General features: G+C 38.6%; 14 protein-coding genes, 1 tRNA gene and 1 pseudogene. 2 read left to right on the top strand and 14 right to left on the bottom strand.

The genetic code is table 11. From position 1 onward, the window contains the following. Position 1: 1 nt before the first annotated feature. Positions 2-373: an ATP-dependent Clp protease adapter ClpS gene (clpS, locus tag ACFIKU_RS05215; protein WP_375656908.1), complete on the bottom strand. Its 372-nt coding sequence runs from the start codon at positions 371-373 to the stop codon at positions 2-4. A 236-nt stretch (positions 374-609) separates the two neighbouring features. Here clpS and ACFIKU_RS05210 point away from each other — a divergent pair, with 236 nt between their 5' ends. Both ACFIKU_RS05210 and ACFIKU_RS05205 read left to right on the top strand, forming a co-directional pair. Beyond that, a complete protein-coding gene (locus ACFIKU_RS05210; protein ID WP_375656891.1) occupies positions 610-1,959 on the top strand; it encodes a D-alanyl-D-alanine carboxypeptidase in 1,350 nt (449 codons plus the stop codon). Positions 1,960-1,991: 32 nt separating this feature from the next. Beyond that, positions 1,992-2,270 carry a hypothetical protein gene (locus tag ACFIKU_RS05205; protein ID WP_273790659.1) on the top strand — a complete coding sequence of 93 codons (279 nt, stop codon included), beginning with the start codon at positions 1,992-1,994 and terminating at the stop codon, positions 2,268-2,270. Between the two features lie 1,501 nt (positions 2,271-3,771). Here the strand turns inward: ACFIKU_RS05205 and ACFIKU_RS05200 are convergent. The 13 genes and pseudogenes from ACFIKU_RS05200 to ACFIKU_RS05140 form a co-directional block, all read right to left on the bottom strand. Further along, the gene (locus ACFIKU_RS05200; RefSeq protein ID WP_375656890.1) at positions 3,772-5,163 is read right to left on the bottom strand and encodes an L-serine ammonia-lyase; all 1,392 of its coding nucleotides are present in this window, start codon (positions 5,161-5,163) and stop codon (positions 3,772-3,774) included. A gap of 344 nt (positions 5,164-5,507) precedes the next feature. Continuing rightward, positions 5,508-6,197, bottom strand: coding sequence for a nitroreductase (locus tag ACFIKU_RS05195; protein ID WP_375656889.1), 690 nt, complete (start codon positions 6,195-6,197; stop codon positions 5,508-5,510). A gap of 319 nt (positions 6,198-6,516) precedes the next feature. Further along, complete coding sequence (locus ACFIKU_RS05190; RefSeq protein ID WP_375656888.1) at positions 6,517-6,612, bottom strand: hypothetical protein; 96 nt, start codon at positions 6,610-6,612, stop codon at positions 6,517-6,519. Positions 6,613-6,645: 33 nt separating this feature from the next. Further along, positions 6,646-6,750 (bottom strand): annotated as a pseudogene (locus ACFIKU_RS05185) (MerR family transcriptional regulator); the annotation flags it as partial. A gap of 591 nt (positions 6,751-7,341) precedes the next feature. After that, entirely contained in the window at positions 7,342-11,553 is a 4,212-nt protein-coding gene (gene rpoC / locus ACFIKU_RS05180; protein WP_375642189.1) for a DNA-directed RNA polymerase subunit beta', read from the bottom strand. A 172-nt stretch (positions 11,554-11,725) separates the two neighbouring features. Then, the gene (rpoB, locus tag ACFIKU_RS05175) at positions 11,726-15,874 is read right to left on the bottom strand and encodes a DNA-directed RNA polymerase subunit beta (protein WP_375656887.1); all 4,149 of its coding nucleotides are present in this window, start codon (positions 15,872-15,874) and stop codon (positions 11,726-11,728) included. A gap of 289 nt (positions 15,875-16,163) precedes the next feature. Further along, complete coding sequence (gene rplL / locus ACFIKU_RS05170) at positions 16,164-16,535, bottom strand: 50S ribosomal protein L7/L12 (protein ID WP_273790654.1); 372 nt, start codon at positions 16,533-16,535, stop codon at positions 16,164-16,166. 101 nt (positions 16,536-16,636) lie between these two features. Beyond that, positions 16,637-17,155, bottom strand: coding sequence for a 50S ribosomal protein L10 (rplJ, locus tag ACFIKU_RS05165; RefSeq protein WP_375642191.1), 519 nt, complete (start codon positions 17,153-17,155; stop codon positions 16,637-16,639). Between the two features lie 353 nt (positions 17,156-17,508). Next, positions 17,509-18,213: a 50S ribosomal protein L1 gene (rplA, locus tag ACFIKU_RS05160; protein WP_375642192.1), complete on the bottom strand. Its 705-nt coding sequence runs from the start codon at positions 18,211-18,213 to the stop codon at positions 17,509-17,511. Between the two features lie 4 nt (positions 18,214-18,217). Next, entirely contained in the window at positions 18,218-18,646 is a 429-nt protein-coding gene (gene rplK / locus ACFIKU_RS05155; RefSeq protein ID WP_273723157.1) for a 50S ribosomal protein L11, read from the bottom strand. 150 nt (positions 18,647-18,796) lie between these two features. Further along, the gene (nusG, locus tag ACFIKU_RS05150; protein WP_012755024.1) at positions 18,797-19,327 is read right to left on the bottom strand and encodes a transcription termination/antitermination protein NusG; all 531 of its coding nucleotides are present in this window, start codon (positions 19,325-19,327) and stop codon (positions 18,797-18,799) included. 20 nt (positions 19,328-19,347) lie between these two features. Further along, positions 19,348-19,560, bottom strand: coding sequence for a preprotein translocase subunit SecE (gene secE / locus ACFIKU_RS05145; protein ID WP_012755023.1), 213 nt, complete (start codon positions 19,558-19,560; stop codon positions 19,348-19,350). A 204-nt stretch (positions 19,561-19,764) separates the two neighbouring features. Continuing rightward, a tRNA-Trp gene (locus ACFIKU_RS05140) sits at positions 19,765-19,840 on the bottom strand. Between the last annotated feature and the right edge of the window lie 108 nt (positions 19,841-19,948).

Below are 19,948 nucleotides of genomic sequence, written 5' to 3'. Positions count from 1 at the left end.
CTCACTTCCATTCCATTACACATTGTAACGGATGTTCATTTTGACGTGCACATTCCCTCACTTGTACTATTTTCATTTCAGCGACTTCATAAGTATAAGTTCCACATTCGCCTATCCCATTGTGATGAACATTTAACATAATCCGCGTTGCCTCTTCGAAATTTTTTTTAAAAAAGTTCTTCAAAACGAAAACAACAAAATCCATAGGTGTGTAATCATCATTAAGTAAAAGAACTCGACATAATTTAGGTCTTTGGAGTTTTGCTCTAGCCTTGGGCATTATAACCGCACCATGCCTACCTCCATCCCAATTTTTGCCCTTTTCATTATGCATAATATGATCTATAGAGTTTATTATGAGCGTCTGTCCCATTATCGTTTTCCATGCAGCACATTTTTTATTAATTTTAAATTCTTTCATAACTATTGCAATACCTGTTGGTATAAGAAAAAAACTTTCCCTCTATGGTTAGACTTCAATCACTTACTCATAAAGTAACTTCTGTAAACAAATTAGTAATACCATTCGTCTAAACTGCATCAACAAATTACAGAAAAGGAAGCTTTATAGAAGTTTTTCAAGATAAATGGAGAAATAGGATACTGCAAGTGTATATTAATTATCAAAAAATTATGCGCTACTATAAAAAAATAGCAATTTCTTTTGTTATGCTAGCTTTTTCTTACTGTTTGGCATCAGCCACACCTCAAGGAGCCTATCCTGATAAGTATGCGGCTATTGTTATAGATGCTACTACGGGAAAAACTCTATTTCAAGCCAATGCAACACTGAAACGTTATCCTGCTTCTTTAACAAAAATGATGACATTGTACTTACTCTTTGAAGCTATGCAGATGCGTCGTGTGACACCAAATACACCAATTCCTGTTTCACATTATGCAGCAACGCGTCCACCAACAAAAATTGGTTTTAAAGAAGGACAAACAATTTCTGCAGAAGCAGCAGCTAAAGCACTCATTACAAGATCCGCAAATGATGTTGCTGCTGCCATTGCAGAATATCTTGGGGGTAGTGAAAAAAAATTCGCTCAAATGATGACAGTAAAAGCTCGTAAACTTGGCATGAAACATACACATTTCGCAAATGCTTCAGGACTTCCGGATGTGCACAATTATTCTACAGCACGGGATATAGCGACTTTATCATTAGCTTTACGTAAACATTTTCCAAAACAATATAAACTGTTCAAAACAAAAAGTTTTAATTTCCGTGGACATACAATTAACAGCCACAATAAACTCGTTAAAATAATGAAAGGTGTTGATGGGATTAAAACAGGATACACACAAATGTCAGGCTCGAATTTAGCAACTTCGATGCGTCTTGAAGGGCGCTCTATTGTCGCTGTTGTTATGGGAGGTAAATCATCTACTGCACGTGACGAGCATATGGCTAGCTTATTGAATCAATATTTGCCCAAAGCAAGCCAAATGAAAAGTGGTGAACGTTTAATAGCTTCTGTACGCTATCACTTACCCACTGGCGCCAATACTCCTATACCAACTATTAAAGCTGATTCAAGTAATTTTGACGATGAAATTTCGACTATGTTGACAGCATTTGCAGAACAACCCAAAAACTCCAATATCGCAATAACGGCTGTAAATAAGGTAATTATACCAATACCGAATCCTCAAAAAACTATACCGGTTGAGACTCATAAAATTGTAACAGTCTCTTTGTCCGAAAACGCCGGATGGGCTGTCCAAATTGGTTCTCTTCCTAGTGAAGAACAAGCAAAAACTCTACTTTTAAAAGCAAAAAATACAGCTTTTTCTACTTTAAAGCAGGCATCTTCACACATGCAACTATTTGAAAAAAATGGGCAGCGTTATTACCGAGCGCGCTTTACAGGATTTCAATCAAAAAAAGCTGCATTTGATGCTTGCTCTACATTAAAGAAAGCAAATTTTAACTGCTATACTGTAGCCTACTAAAAATTTTTGAATTCTGCGTTAAGGATAGTATTATGACAGATAATGCTTTTGCTTCATTCCATAAAAAAGAAATTTTATTGAAGCAATCATCCCTCCTTTCATTGCGTTCTCTTCACGATGCTGCCGCAAAACTTACTGGTTTAAAATATAATTCAACTGCATTAGATACACAATCTCTTGTTAACCTTCTCATTTGCCAAACAATGCGCAACCGTCGTCTCATTATGCCTCCTGTACGCATTCATTTACGCGTTGCGAGCCAAACTGGTAATGTGCCTATTAAAATCCGTCTAGGAGCAACAAATATTTAATTCTACAAACCATCTCTAAAAAACTATTTTATTATTAATCATTATCTATAGCCTTAGAAAGCCCTTTGATAAGCATACTTTTTTCTTAAACTATGGAATTGTACTGACAGCTTTTCCAACTATCCAATACCTCCAAGCTTTCAATAAAACCATTGTTAAGGACATAAAAAATACTCAATACTTTTCCACTTTTGGATTTAATATAAAAAAATATCCTTGATATCTTTCTGGAAAAAATGAATAGCTTCATTGGATTAAAGCGTATCATTTTAGGGGTTATTGTAACAGTTTAATAAAGAAAGTCCCTCTTAATAACGCCCCTCCTACAACATAAACGCTGTAAAAAATAATCTAACGCCTCTTTCTTGTATTTCTTTCAACAGACAAAGAAAATTAGAAAATACAAATACTATCAATGAAAAAACGTAAAAGAAATTATCAGATTAAATATTATGATAACAATTTCCATAAGAATTTAATTTATAATTATAATTTATTTTTTGCATATTCAATAAGAGATTTTCGTAAAATTTTCTCATTTGAAATTTGTTTATGTTGAATCAATCAAAACTGTTCTCTTGCATGTTATGAGCGAGATTAATGTGTGGCGTGAAACTGTACCAAAAATACTTAAAATACCTATAATGAACCGTTTCAAATGCCAAGGGCTTTGATTCCTATACAAGGGGGGGCTGTCAAAGTGTGTAACCGTGCCAGCGTACTCTTTTTATTAAGCATAAAGATGGGAACAACTCAATAAATTTACCCGTATATCATTCACAGATGCTATCGTGAAATGGGCTTGGAAGCCGTTGAGGGATATTTTTTAAACAAATTCACGAACGAGTAACACGATAATGTTCTATTGTGTGCATTCTATTCTCATGAGAATTTTTATAAATATTTTTTTAATGTATACGTTATTATTTATTTTAATTTTTTTGTCAGTACAGAATTTATAAATAAAAAAGATATTTCCAATATATCTCTTAATTATTGTAACTTAGCGTTTCTTTTCAAGGTATTTTTTTACCATACTAGGTAGCAAAAAACTTCACTTTTAAAAAATTAAAATCTTTAAAACTCTCTCTCTTCATTATAATTATTCAGATTTAAAACAAATTTTCCTTGGATACTCAGGTATAATCTTCCAGTACTTAAAAGATATGGCTATGAAAACTTTTTAAAGTCATAAAACCCAGCTAAAAATAATGGTCGATTGATCACTAATTTTACTTTACGCTCTTTTATTTTTTCCAAATTAAACTTCTTTTCCATTTTAGAGACAAATCATACAGATATCAACAATACTTTCCCTCCAAATTTGCATGCAAGAGCTATTATTCGTTAAGAAAGTACTGAGCATCTCAAATTTATTTTAAGCATGCTGCTGAATTAAATTGGAGTTTTGATTTATAATGAACAAAAAACATAAGCTTTATCAGGAAAAATACGATCGCTCTCACAAAATCCAGTTATGGATTGAAAAATGTTCCAGCCCCTAACAAGATATTGCATTGACTGCAAGACCACCTTTACTTGTCTCTTTATAGCGTTCACTCATATCATGACCAGTCTGGCGCATTGTTTCTATACAAGCATCAAGAGAAACAAAATGATCTCCATTACCATATAATGCAAGAGAAGAAGCCGTTACCGCTTTAACCGCTCCCATTGCATTACGCTCAATACAAGGAACTTGTACAAGACCTGCAACAGGATCACATGTCATTCCCAAATGATGCTCAAGCGCAATTTCTGCCGCATTTTCAATTTGAGCTGGTGTTCCACCTAACGCTGCGGTCAACCCTGCTGCGGCCATTGAAGACGCCGTTCCAACTTCACCTTGACACCCAACTTCTGCACCAGAAATAGAAGCATTATGTTTGATAACACCGCCTATAGCTGCTGCCGTTAATAGAAAATTATGTATTCCCTCTCGATCTGAATCATCATTAAATTGAAGATAATAACGCAAAACTGCTGGAACAACACCTGCTGCTCCATTTGTAGGTGCTGTAACAACACGACCACCTGCTGCATTTTCTTCATTAACTGCTATGGCATATACCGAAAGCCAATCATTTGCCCAAAGCGGATAATTGTGATTTTTCTTTTGATTTTCCAAAAGCGTTTCATGCAGCTTTTTAGCGCGCCTTAGAACACGCAATCCACCAGGCAGCTCACCTTCTTGTGAAAGACCTCTATCAATGCAATTTGTCATCGCTGAAAAAATTTCATCAAGCCCCATATCAAGAGAAGAACGCTCTATCTTTGTTTCTTCATTTAAGCGCTTCATTTCAGCAATTGAAAGTCCGGATTTTTCTGCCATTGATAACATTGTACAAGCAGAATCAAATGGATATGGTACATCAAATGCTTCTGGTTGTATATTATCATTCATATGGCTTAATTCATCTTCAGTCACAACAAAGCCACCACCGATAGAATAATAAATCTGCCGCAACAGAACATTCCCATCAGTATTAAGTCCTTTAAAGGCTAGTCCATTTGTATGTCCAGGGAGAATTTTCTTTCGTTCAAAAACAAGATCACGTTGCACATCAAACTGATAAGCGGGATGGCCTTCTGGTTGCACTTTTTTTTCACGTATAACTTTTTCTAACAACCCCCCCATGCTATCAGGATCAACAGTAGAAGCTTTTTCTCCCAAAAGTCCTAATATGATAGCCCTATCTGTTGCATGACCAATACCCGTGAAAGCTAAAGAACCATAAAGGTAAACACGTATACAAGAAACTTGACTATCAGACGACTGAGAAAAATCTTCTATCTTTTGCAAAAACATATTAGCAGCGGTCATCGGCCCCATTGTATGTGAGCTAGAAGGACCAATTCCAATTTTAAAAAGTTCAAAAACAGATAGAAACACGTATCACCTCAAAACTATAGTACAGCTTGAGCATATATGCTTTTTCATAACGTTTGTCCCGTTTAAAATCAAATTGCGAGATAAACTAAAAAAATGACAGCAATAAACACGAATGTCGCTCGCCTTGCTACCACCCAACACTTTCTTTCTATAGTGTTTTCCATTAGCCAACCTTCAAAAAACAGACAATGCCCCTAGAGCCACCGCTCTTAATGTTCCAAACGTAGTAAAATAAGTGTTAATATGCAATATTAAAATTCAATAAGGATGAGAAATTCTTATCGGGAATATCTTTCATAATGCACCAAGTTCTTCAAAATGTATGCTTAATTATATAAAATATTTCATGGGTATGTCTCAATGAAACGTACAAAGTTTTCTAACGATTCTCGTTCTGTCTCAAAATTGTTTTCTGGAGCACTCATATCGCGATAACCAAGTGCCATACCACAGATAATATGGCGCTCAGAAGGAATAGATAAAAGCGTACGAATCTGTTTATGATAATCAGCAAAAGCAGCTTGAGGACAGGTATCTAATCCAAATCCACGTGCAGCTAACATAATAGTCTGCATAAACATACCCAAATCAAGCCAGCTCCCCATTTCCATGTCGTGATCCATTGTAAATAAGAGTCCTACAGGTGCATCAAAAAATAAAAAATTTCGCGCCTTTTGATGAAGTATTTTTTCTTCATCACCCTTTTGAATTCCAAGACTCTGATAAAGATCCAAACCAACTTTTCGACGCCTTGAAATATAAGGCTCACGCCACTGACGTGGATAATAACTATATTCACGCTCTCCTTTTACACCTGAAAGCACAAGTTGTGAAAGCTCTTGCCCTACTTTCTGTAATACACTTCCTGTAAGCACAATCACTTGCCATGGCTGAATATTTGTTCCAGATGGTGCACGTGCTGCAAGTTTTAAGATTTCTTTGATTGTTTCCAAACTAACTGGCTGATCAGTAAAAGCGCGAATTGACTTTCGTGACAAAATAGATTGAAAAACACTCATAGGAGAAACTGCCATTGTTTTTACTTTCTTTATGAAAAATAATTTTTTTGCTTATCAAAGACGATATACTGCGAAAATACCTTTGCAGCTTTTTTCAAACACTCTATTTCTTTAAATGACTTACACATTTCACGCAGTGTTAAAGATTTCCCTTAGAGATAGTATAATCCACCTCTTTTAATAGAAAGAAAATTGTCTAAAAGCAGATGAAATAAATTTTATAATCAATGATTAACCCCCCAACTCCGCTAAGCTCTTCAAAAAAACTCTCCTCAATTCGTTCTAAATCTTGTAGAAGATCATCAACACCATGCTGCATCTGCTTTAAATCAGCTTATTTTTTATGAATTCCTGCAATTAATTTCTTAAGCTTTTTCTCATCATCGGGTGGTTTTCCAACCATTGTCAACATATCAGATATTTCAGACAACGAAAATTTAACTCTTTTAGCATGCAGTATTTGTTTTAACTTATGATGATCCATTTGTGTATAAAGCCGTATACCTCCACACCGAAAAGGGTTAAGAAGTCCCTCTTCTCCATAATAACGAAAAGTCCGAGCTGTTATTGAAAACTCACGTGGTTAATTTTCCAATTGAATAATATTCGTACATTTTATCACTCTGTCTGCATAGATCACATTGTTATAAGAAATATGTCTATTTTTTATAACACTTCAGTTAAGCACCCTAATCTTTGCTTTCCTGCATTCTAATTTATAAGAAAATACATTCTTATCGTACAATTATTTTATAGTATAGAATCAATTATTTTTAGATTACAGAAAAGACTATTGATCTTTCATTATAAGTCTTTTAAATCTTTATAGAAGATATCAATCAGCAATTTTTCTAAAATTCAAAATCAATCATTATTTGATTTGTAGATAATCAACTCTTTTCCTTGAATATGGCTTTTGAATTTAACATCTTTTGAAAAAATTCAATACTGCTTTTAGAAATTAAGAAATTTTAAAATAACGTAACAAAAAAGATAAGCATCATTACAAAACAATAAGCTACTAAAGATGTTAAAAATAACTATTGCCTTATAATTTTTGATATTTTTCAAGAAAATATGCAAATTCTACATTTCGGGATAAAAAAACGTCTGAACTTTCTATTCAGACGTTTTTATATTATGTGATGTTGTATTTAAATTATTCAGCAACGGCACCGGTTGTCATATTTGTCAACATAGCCTTAGCCACTTCGTTATTACTAGACTTACGCTGCTCATCTACAATCAAATCATCACGAACTGCAGCAATACGACGGATTTGAGAAATCGTACCACCCGTACCTGCTGGAATAAGACGACCGACAATAACGTTCTCTTTAAGCCCTTGCAAAGTATCAATTTTACCAGAAACTGCTGCTTCAGTAAGAACACGTGTTGTTTCCTGAAACGATGCCGCCGAAATGAAAGAAGGCGTTTGAAGAGAAGCTTTTGTAATTCCAAGAAGAATTGGATTACCAGATGCAGGTTTCTTCCCTTCTGCAATCAAATTATCATTGATTTCATCAAGTTCAATACGATCAACATGATCACCTGGAATATAACCAGAATCTCCAGATTCAGTAATTTCAACTTTTTGCAACATTTGACGAACAATCACTTCAATGTGCTTATCATTAATAAGAACTCCCTGCAAACGATAAACCTCCTGAATCTCATTAACAAGATAAGATGCCAAAGCTTCAACTCCCTTAATCGCTAAGATATCATGAGGTGCTGGATTACCATCAAGGATATAATCTCCCTTTTCAATTTGATCGCCTTCTTGGAAGTGAAACAACTTACCCTTTGGAATCAAATATTCTACTGCCTCAAGAGTTTCATCATTTGGTTCAATGATAATACGGCGCTTATTCTTATAACCACGACCAAACCGGATTGTACCACTGACTTCGGCAATGATAGCGTGATCCTTTGGACGACGCGCTTCAAAGAGCTCAGCCACACGGGGGAGACCACCCGTAATATCTTTTGTCTTGGCACTTTCCATTGGCAAACGAGCAATAACATCACCAGCCTTAACATGAGCACCAAGCTCAACAGAAAGAATAGTTTCCACTGACATCATATAACGGGCTTCACCTCCCTTATACAATTTAGCAATGGATTCACCTTCTTTATCTGCGTGAATAATAATAGCTGGTTTAAGATCCGCACCACGTGGATTAGCGCGCCAATCAATCACCAAACGCTTCGTAATACCAGTAGATTCATCAGCTGTTTCAGTGACAGATAAACCATCAATCATATCTTCAAAACCTACATAGCCTTCAACTTCCGTTAAAATTGGACGTGTATAAGGATCCCATTCTGCTATACGTTGGCCACGTTTAACCACATCACCATCATCAACAAAAATATGGGCACCATAGCTAACGCGATGTACAACGCGCTCTTTTCCTAACTCATCCTTGATAAGGATAGCCATATTACGCCCCATAACAACCAAATGGCCTTCAGAGTTACGAACCACATTACGATTACGAATCTCCACCTTACCTTCATAAGATGCCTCTAAATACGATGAATCAACAACCTGCGCAGTTCCTCCTAAGTGGAAAGTACGCATAGTAAGCTGTGTTCCCGGCTCACCAATGGATTGAGCAGCAATAACACCAACGGCTTCTCCCTGATTAACAGGTGTTCCACGCGCCAAATCACGACCATAGCATTTTGCACAAACCCCAAGACGTGTTTCACATGTTAAAGCAGAACGAATTTGAACAGATTGAATCCCGGCTTCTTCAATCTTCACGACATCAGCTTCCTCAATCATTGCTCCACCTTCAAGGATAACCTCTCCAGAGACAGGATGTAGAATATCAACAAGCGCTGTACGACCAAGAATTCTTTGCCCAAGGGAGGCTACAATTTGTCCTGCATCAACAATTGGCTGCATGGTAAGCCCTTTTGCGGTACCACAATCAACTGCTGAAATAATAGCATCCTGTGCAACATCAACAAGACGCCGTGTTAAATAACCAGAGTTCGCCGTCTTTAACGCAGTATCAGCAAGTCCTTTACGTGCACCATGCGTGGAATTGAAGTATTCATTAACAGTTAGACCTTCTTTAAAATTTGAAATAATGGGGGTTTCAATAATTTCACCCGATGGTTTTGCCATTAATCCACGCATACCGGCCAATTGTCTCATCTGGTTAGCAGAACCACGTGCACCAGAGTGCGACATCATATAGATCGAATTCATCGGCCGTTGACGACCTGTTTTAGGATCAAAATCGACGGCTTGAATACGTTTCATCATTTCATCTGCAACGCGATCTGTACATTTACCCCAAGCATCTACAACCTTATTGTATTTTTCACCTTGTGTAATCAAACCATCATTATATTGCTGTTCGTACTCCTTAGCCAAAGCTTCTGTCTCTGCAACTAAACGCGACTTACTATCAGGAATAACCATATCATCCTTACCGAATGAAATTCCTGCACGACAAGCATAAGAAAAACCAAGCTGCATGATACGGTCACAAAAAATAACCGTCTCTTTTTGTCCACAGTGCCGATAAACATGATCAATCATTTTCGAAATGTTCTTTTTCGTCATTTCTTGATTGACAATATCAAATGAGATATCCGAATTTCTTGGCAAAAGCTCACCGATAATCAAACGACCAGGTGTCGTATCATAAAGTTTAGAAACTTCTTTTCCATCCTTCCCCATATTCTTAACACGGCCTTTAATCTTCGTATGAAGCGTTACAACCTTATTTTCCAAGGCATAATGAAGCTCACCTATATCAGAAAAAGCCATTCCTTCACCTGGTTCTTTTTCAGAAACAATTGAAAGATAATAAAGACCAAGCACCATATCCTGTGAGGGAACAATAATGGGGGCTCCATTGGCCGGATGAAGAATATTATTGGTCGACATCATCAAAACACGGGCTTCAAGCTGTGCTTCAAGAGAAAGCGGAACGTGAACAGCCATCTGATCACCATCAAAATCTGCATTAAAAGCAGTACACACCAGTGGATGAAGTTGAATAGCTTTGCCTTCAATTAAGATAGGTTCAAAAGCCTGAATCCCCAAACGGTGCAATGTTGGCGCACGGTTGAGTAAAACTGGGTGTTCACGAATAACCTCATCTAAGATATCCCAAACTTCTGGATGTTCTTTTTCAACAAGCTTCTTTGCCTGCTTTACCGTTGATGAATAGCCTTTTGCATCAAGCCGCGCATAAATAAAAGGCTTAAATAATTCAAGAGCCATTTTTTTGGGAAGACCACATTGATGCAATTTTAATTCAGGACCCGTCACGATAACAGAACGCCCTGAGTAATCAACACGCTTCCCAAGTAAGTTCTGACGAAAACGTCCTTGCTTGCCCTTCAACATATCTGATAGAGACTTGAGAGGACGTTTATTGGCTCCAGTAATCACACGCCCACGCCGTCCATTATCAAACAATGCATCAACAGCTTCTTGTACCATACGCTTTTCATTGCGCACGATAATTCCAGGAGCACGCAATTCAATCAGCCGTTTCAAGCGGTTATTACGATTAATAACACGCCGATAAAGATCATTCAGATCTGATGTCGCAAAACGCCCACCATCAAGCGGAACCAATGGACGCAAATCCGGTGGAATAACCGGAATTGTTTTCATAATCATCCACTCTGGTTTATTTCCAGATTCAAGAAAATTTTCAACGATTTTAAGTCGTTTAATCAATTTTTTTTGCTTTAATTCTGAAGTTGTTTCAGCTAATTCGAGACGCAAATCATTAGCGATTTTATCTAACTCCATACTAGCTAAAAGCTCGTAAATAGCTTCAGCGCCAATCATAGCTGTAAACTGATCTTCTCCAAACTCATCAATAGCAAGCATATACTCTTCTTCAGAAAGAAGCTGATGAAGCTTAAGAGATGTCAATCCTGGTTCGGTTACAATATAATTCTCAAAATAAAGAACCCGCTCAATATCTTTTAAAGTTAAATCTAAAAGTGTAGAAATACGACCTGGTAGTGATTTAAGAAACCATATATGCGCAACAGGTGCCGCAAGTTCGATATGCCCCATACGCTCACGGCGTACGCGCGAAAGAGTAACCTCTACACCGCATTTTTCACAAATAATGCCTTTATACTTCATGCGTTTATATTTGCCACATAGACATTCATAGTCCTTAATAGGGCCAAATATACGTGCACAAAAAAGACCATCACGCTCTGGTTTAAAAGTCCGATAATTAATAGTCTCAGGCTTCTTAATCTCACCATACGACCAGGACAAAATTTTCTCAGGACTCGCAATAGAAATACGAATAGAGTCAAATGTCTGCGCTGGCGCTTGAGGATTGAAAAGATTCATGACCTCGTGGTTCATGCTGTTCTCCTTCAAAGATTCTTAGAACCTGTTGTAATATCTCATTTATTTTATAACAAATCTTTTTTAAAAGACATTTACTTTTAAAAACGACCTGTATAACCTTAATGAGGTAATTAAGCCTCTTAAAGTAATCAGAGCGCAGCCTTTTTCCGGTGCGCTCCTTGAATTATTATTCTGCCGTATCAGACAATGCCCGCTGTGCAATAAGTTCACGCGCATCATCAAGCTCCACATTAAGAGCGAGTGAACGCATTTCTTTTACCAACACATTAAAGCTTTCGGGTATACCCGCCTCAAATGTATCATCACCACGCACAATTGCCTCATAGACTTTCGTTCGACCAGCCACATCATCTGATTTTACTGTTAGCATCTCCTGCAAAGTATATGCAGCACCATAAGCTTCAAGTGCCCAAACCTCCATTTCACCAAAACGCTGACCACCAAACTGTGCCTTACCTCCTAGTGGCTGCTGCGTAACAAGTGAATAGGGACCTATAGAACGTGCATGAATCTTATCATCAACAAGGTGATGCAATTTCAACATATAAATATATCCCACCGTTACTGGACGATCAAAAGGCTCCCCAGTACGACCATCATAAAGTGTAACCTGCCCTGAACTATCTAAGCCTGCGTCTTCCAACATCATGTTAATATCAGACTCATGTGCTCCATCAAAAACAGGCGTTGCAATTGAAACCCCTTTTTTCATCTGTAATGCTAATTTGTAAAGGCTTTCATTATCATACTGACGGACTGGTTCATTATGATTATCATCAGGCATAAGATTTTCAATACGCTGACGCAATGGTAATATATCCCCAGTCTCTTGATACAACTCTAACAAATCACCAATCTTCTTGCCCATCCCCGCACACGCCCAACCAAGATGCGTTTCAAGAATTTGTCCAACATTCATACGACTAGGCACACCAAGTGGATTCAAGACGATATCAGCATGGGTCCCATCTTCAAGAAATGGCATATCTTCTACGGGAAGAATACGTGAAACAACACCCTTATTCCCGTGACGTCCCGCCATCTTATCACCTGGTTGGATTTTGCGCTTCACAGCCACAAAAACCTTCACCATTTTCATGACACCAGGAGGCATTTCATCACCTCTTTGGACCTTTTCAACTTTATCCATAAAGCGACGTTGTAATGCTTCTTTTGATTCATCATATTGCTTGCGCAAAGCTTCAATTTCATTTTGAAGCTTTTCATCCTCAACAGCAAATTGCCACCACTGGGATCGTGGATAATTTTCCATTACAGTACTATCAAGCTTTTTGCTGCCCGCAAAGCCTTTCGGACCTTCTACAGCAACTTTACCTGTCAACATATCGGTAAGGCGCGCATAAACATTGCGATCAAGAATAGACTGTTCATCATCACGGTCTTTTGCTAAACGCTCAATTTCTTCACGCTCAATTGCCATCGCACGTTCATCTTTTTCCACACCATGGCGATTAAAAACGCGAACTTCAACAACAGTACCAAAAGTCCCAGGTGGCATACGCATAGAAGTATCACGAACATCGGATGCCTTTTCCCCAAAAATTGCACGCAGAAGCTTTTCTTCCGGCGTCATGGGACTTTCACCTTTTGGGGTAATCTTTCCAACTAAAATATCACCTGGTTGAACTTCAGCACCAATATAAATAATGCCAGCTTCATCAAGATTTCTTAACGCTTCTTCCGCAACATTAGGAATGTCGCGCGTAATTTCCTCCGGCCCAAGTTTTGTATCGCGTGCTGCAACTTCAAATTCTTCAATATGAATTGAAGTAAACACATCATCAGCCACAATGCGCTCGGATAACAAAATGGAATCTTCATAATTGTATCCATTCCAAGGCATAAAGGCTACGAGGACATTCCGCCCAAGAGCCAAATCACCAAGATCCGTGGATGGACCATCTGCAATGATATCACCTTTCTCTACCCTATCACCAACATTTACAAGAGGACGTTGATTAATACAAGTGGACTGATTAGAACGCTGAAATTTCTGTAAGCGGTAAATATCAACGCCTGATTTTGAAGGATCTAAATCTTCTGTTGCACGGATAACAATACGGGTAGCATCGACTTGATCAACAACACCACTACGTTTTGCACTCACAGCAGCTCCTGAATCGCGCGCAACAATGGATTCCATTCCCGTCCCAACAAATGGTGCTTCAGCGCGTACAAGAGGAACTGCCTGACGCTGCATGTTCGATCCCATAAGTGCACGATTCGCATCATCATTTTCTAAAAAAGGAATAAGCGCTGCTGCAACTGAAACCAACTGTTTTGGTGAAACATCCATCAAATCAACATGATCACGCGGCGCCATTAAAACTTCACCAGCATGACGGCAAACAACAAACTCTTCTATAAAACGACCTTCACTATCTAATGAAGAATTCGCTTGAGCGACGTAATGCTTTGCTTCTTCCATCGCTGAAAGATAAATGACTTCCTTTGTGACTTTTCCATCAATAATTTTGCGATACGGGCTTTCAATAAAGCCATATTTGTTAACTCGTGCAAATGTTGCTAAGGAGTTAATCAGACCAATATTGGGGCCTTCTGGTGTTTCAATCGGACAAATACGACCATAATGCGTAGGATGTACGTCACGGACTTCAAACCCCGCACGTTCACGAGTCAAACCACCTGGACCAAGAGCAGAAAGACGGCGCTTATGAGTAATTTCCGACAATGGATTGGTTTGATCCATAAACTGCGACAATTGTGAAGACCCAAAAAACTCACGAACTGCTGCTGCAGCAGGCTTTGCATTGATCAGATCCTGTGGCATAACTGTATCAATTTCAACCGATGACATACGCTCTTTTATCGCACGCTCCATACGAAGAAGACCAATGCGATATTGATTTTCCATCAACTCCCCAACGGAACGAACGCGACGGTTGCCAAGATTATCAATATCATCAATTTCACCACGTCCATCACGCAATTCAACCAACATCTTAACAACAGCAAGAATATCCTCTTGGCGTAAAATGCGAACTGTATCTGGACAATCAAGATCCATACGCAAATTCATCTTAACACGCCCAACAGCTGAAAGATCATAACGCTCTGGATCAAAAAACAATGAATGGAACATTGCTTCTGCTGTATCGATTGTGGGGGGCTCACCTGGACGCATCACGCGGTAAATATCAAATAACGCATCCTGCCGACTTTCATTTTTATCCACCTTTAAAGTATTGCGGATATAAGCGCCAATATTCATGTGATCAATATCAAGGATATTGATTTGATCAGCACTAACATCAAGCAAAACCTTTAATACTTTTTCGTCAATTTCATCACCAGCTTCAAGGTAGATTTCACCTGTTTCGTAATTGACGATATCCTCGGCTAGATAACAACCTAATAAATCATCTTCACTAACTTTAACCGCTTTAAGTCCTTTTTCTGCTAAAGACTTCGCAGTACGAACTGTTAATTTTTTACCAGCCTCCGCAACGACTTCACCACTATCTGCATCTATAAGGTCAGAAATGAGCTTCATTCCTTTAAAGCGATCAACAGAATAAGGAACTCGCCATCCTTCTCCATCACGCTCATAAGTCACTTTATCATAAAACGTCGATAAAATATCCGACGCATCCATACCTAATGCCATCAAAAGACTCGTAACAGGAATCTTGCGCCGTCGATCAATACGCGCATAAACGATGTCCTTAGCATCAAACTCAATATCAAGCCAAGAACCACGATACGGAATAACACGAGCAGCAAAAAGAAGCTTTCCTGATGAATGGGACTTTCCTTTATCATGGTCAAAAAAGACACCAGGAGAACGATGCATCTGAGAAACAATAACACGCTCCGTACCATTTACAACAAAGGTACCATTCGTCGTCATTAAAGGCATATCGCCCATATAAACGCCTTGCTCTTTAATGTCTTTGATATCTTTGGAGCCAGTATCCTCATCAACATCAAAAACAATCAAACGCAATATGACCTTTAATGGGGCAGCATAAGTTAAATCACGTTGACGGCACTCTTCAACATCAAATTTTGGTAAATCAAATTCATAACCTACAAACTCAAGCATAGCTGTACCGGAAAAATCTGAAATAGGAAAAACCGATTTAAAAACAGCTTGCAAACCTTCATCTGGTCGTCCACCTTTCGGTTCCTCAACCATGAGAAACTGATCGTATGACGCTTTTTGAACCTCAATAAGATTCGGCATTTCTGCTACTTCAGGAATCTTACCAAAAAATTTGCGTACGCGCTTACGACCATTGAATTGAGACATCATTGCGTGAGTCTGAGCCATCGTCGCTCCTTGATCTTTACTCTTCAAGGTAGACCAACCTTGAAAGCCTTATACCATTAACCTGCATATGCAGACCAGTTCACTTGACACTCAATAATGAGCATCATTAACTTTCCCCACCAACATAAGCCATTTATCTCTTTGACGCTATGATGAAGGGGTAAGTAATCCAAACCTATCCCATTCCTGTTACGAAACCATTGGGAAAAGGTTTTTACTCATTATTTTCCCTCTTTGTATTAAGAGAAAGAAAATCGGCGAACATAAATGCCCGCCGATAAAATTAAATTTACTTAAGTTCCACTTTAGCACCGGCAGCTTCAAGTTGAGATTTAATTTTTTCTGCTTCTTCTTTAGAAGCAGCCTCTTTAATAGGCTTAGGTGCACCTTCAACCAGATCTTTAGCTTCTTTAAGACCAAGTCCAGTAAGAGCACGAACTTCCTTAATAACATTAATTTTTTGCGCGCCACCTTCAACAAGAATAACATCAAATTCTGTTTTTTCTTCAGCAGCTGGAGCAGCAGCACCAGCAACAGCAGCGACAGCTACAGGAGCAGCAGCCGAAACTCCCCACTTTTCTTCAAGTAACTTAGAAAGCTCAGCGGCTTCCAAAAGGGTTAGATTAGAAAGGTCTTCTACGATCTTCTCTAGATCAGCCATTTTTAAATTCCTTCAATTAAAAGATTTGAACCATTATTAAATCTTATTCAAAAAAACAGAAAAGCATTAAAGCTCTTCCATAAACGTGAATACAAACAGCCTTAAGCCGCCTTATCCTCCTGAGCATATGCGCCAATGACACGTGCAACCTGACCAGCAGGAGCATTAACAACCTGTGCAATACGGGTCGCAGGGGTAGAAATCATACCCACAAGTTTTGCACGCAACTCGTTTAATGAAGGCAATGAAGCCAATGACTTCACAGCATCTACAGTTAAACTTGTTGCACCCATTGAACCGCCAAGTATGACAAATTTGTCATTGCTTTTCGCAAAATCAACAGCAACTTTCGGTGCTGTGATTGGATCTTCTGAATAAGCAATAAGTGTTTGTCCAGTAAACAAACCCACTATTGATTCAGATTCCGTGCCCTGAAGAGCGATTTTAGCAAGACGGTTTTTGGCGACTTTAACGGCACCGCCAGCTTCACCCATTCTCGAACGCAGATCATTCATCTGTGAAACTGTCAGACCAGAATAATGTGCAACAACAACAGAACCAGACTTCCGAAAAGCCTCGTTAAGCCATGTAACAAATTCGCGTTTTTCCGCTCTATTCACTGTCTCTCTCCATTTAACAGATTTGCTCAAAACAAACCTGTTGGTTACCTTTGATAACATAAAATACTTCATGTTACCGATGAGGATCCTGTCCCCTTTTTCACGCACAGCGTTCAAAGGCAACCTTGGCTCAAACCCTTTAAGTCTTTTAACTCTCAGTTTTTACCCCAGTCTCATGCAGGTTTTTTTGATTAAGATACTTAAAAGCATCACCTACAATCTCGGACAGGATATTCCGGAATTTCTCCCGGTAAACCTAAGCCCTATAAAGCTTAGATAGCTAGCTGACCAAAACCAGCATTTTAAATACAATTTTGATATTCCCATACCCCAAAACAAAATTATAAATCAGCTTATACTAGCTCTGAACGAACCGTTGCTGGATCAACCTTAACACCAATTCCCATAGTCGACGAAACAGCAACGCGCTTAATATACTCACCTTTTGCACCTTGCGGTTTGGCTTTAATAACTGCACTTGCAAAAGCTTTTATATTTTCTACGATTTTTTCAACACCAAAAGAAGCCTTACCAATACCAGCATGCACAATACCAGCTTTTTCCACACGAAACTCAACAGCACCACCTTTAGAAGCTTTGACAGCACCGGCGACATCAAGTGTTACAGTACCAACTTTCGGATTCGGCATCAAACTTCGTGGACCAAGAATCTTACCAAGACGACCAACAAGAGGCATCATATCTGGTGTTGCAATACAACGATCAAAATTTATAGCCCCTCCATTAACGCTTTCAAACAAATCTTCTGCACCCACAATATCAGCTCCTGCCGCCTTAGCTTCCTCAGCCTTATCCCCACGAGCAAAAACGGCAACACGAATATTTCTTCCTGTTCCATTAGGCAAATGAGCAACTCCTCGAACCATTTGATCAGCATGACGAGGATCAACACCCAAGTTCATTGAAATTTCGATTGTTTCATCAAACTTCGCAACTGCACGCTCCTTAACCATTGAAACGGCATCTTTTAAAGCGTAAAGTTCATTAAAATCAATATCTTTTCGGATATTTTTTATTCTTTTTGCTACTTTTGCCATAATATTAGCCCACCACTTCCAAGCCCATCGAGCGAGCAGAACCTTCAACCATACGCATTGCTGCCTCAATGTCATTCGCATTAAGATCTTTCATCTTCGATTCCGCAATCGAACGAATTTTATCGCGAGAAATGCTTCCTACAGACACTTTACCAGGCTCTTTTGAGCCAGATTTCAGGTTTGCTTCCTTCTTTAAAAAGAATGATACAGGAGGTGTCTTAAGAGAAAATGTGAAAGACTTATCTTGATAATACGTAATAACAACTGGAATCGGCGCCCCCTTTTCCATTTCTTGTGTAGCTGCATTAAACGCCTTACAAAATTCCATGATATTAATACCACGCTGCCCAAGAGCTGGACCAATCGGTGGAGACGGAGTAGCAGCCCCTGCAGGAACCTGCAACTTAAGCTGACCTATACTTTTTTTTGCCATAACAATCTGCCTTTAATTTCACTGGTATACTGACAATTCATCTTGCCCGTTACCCGCTTGCAGTCACGTGGTTCGGATCATTAAGCCGACAAAAGCTATAAATCACCTCCCACTCCTTCCTTAAAGTAATTAAAACTACTCTAAGTTTAATCAGAGTTTTTCAACCTGACCAAATTCCAAATCAACAGGCGTAGGACGCCCAAAAATAAGCACTTCAACCTTAAGACGAGAGCGCTCTTCTTCAACCTCTTGAACAATTCCATTAAACGAAACAAAAGGACCATCAGCAACGCGAACTTGCTCTCCCACCTCAAACAATACAGAGGACTTTGGAGACTCAACCCTTTCCTGAACTTGTTTGAGAATTTGCTCAACCTCTCGATCAGAAATGGGAACAGGACGCGCATCTGATCCTAAAAAACCTGTCACTTTAGGCGTATTCTTAATAAGATGATAAACTTCATCTGTTAACTCAGCACGAACAAGAACATAACCAGGAAAAAATTTTCGCTCAGCATCAACTTTGCGTCCACGACGAACCTCTACAACACGCTCCGTTGGAACAAAAATCTTTTCAAAAAGATGATCAAGTCCTTTTTGCTTTGCCTCCTTATCAATAGCTTCCGCTACTTTCTTTTCAAAATTTGAATATGCCTGAACAATATACCAACGAGCCGCCACAGTCACACTTCCTTACATTCTCAACTAAAAAGATATTTCAGAAGATCAATAACCCGCCAAACACCAAAATGCATAACCTGATCCACAATAAAAAAGAAAGCTGAAGCCAATGCAGTTACCAACAAAACCATAACAGTAGAAATAACCGTCTCACGACGTGTAGGCCATTTCACTTTAATTGTTTCTGCATAAACCTGCTTCAAAAAGGTAATCGGATTGGTTTTAGATGCCATCGTCACACTATACTCTCTCTAGCCCTATTGTGTTTCATACAACAAAATAAATAAGAAAAAATGCAAAAGCCAACTTTCAGACTTATGCAATTTCTTTACTTCCTATTCAATACCGTTTCACACAAAAAAAAACAAGCCCTATATCAAAAAAAGCGAAAAAGGCAGCAAAATCCACTCCCTTATATGTAAAACTCTATTCCCCTTTGGCAGGGGCAGCAGGACTTGAACCCGCGACCTGCGGTTTTGGAGACCGCCGCTCTACCAACTGAGCTATACCCCTAACTCTTAGAACTAAAACACTTTTAACATCCCTCAACAAGCATTATTTATTCAATGATCTTAGAGACGATACCGGCACCAACAGTACGACCACCTTCACGAATAGCGA

The sequence above is a fragment of the Bartonella sp. CM120XJJH genome (genome assembly GCF_042194715.1).
Lineage (GTDB): Bacteria > Pseudomonadota > Alphaproteobacteria > Rhizobiales > Rhizobiaceae > Bartonella.
Note: the sequence above shows the minus strand (reverse complement) of the source record. Positions and strands in the feature narration are given on the sequence as shown.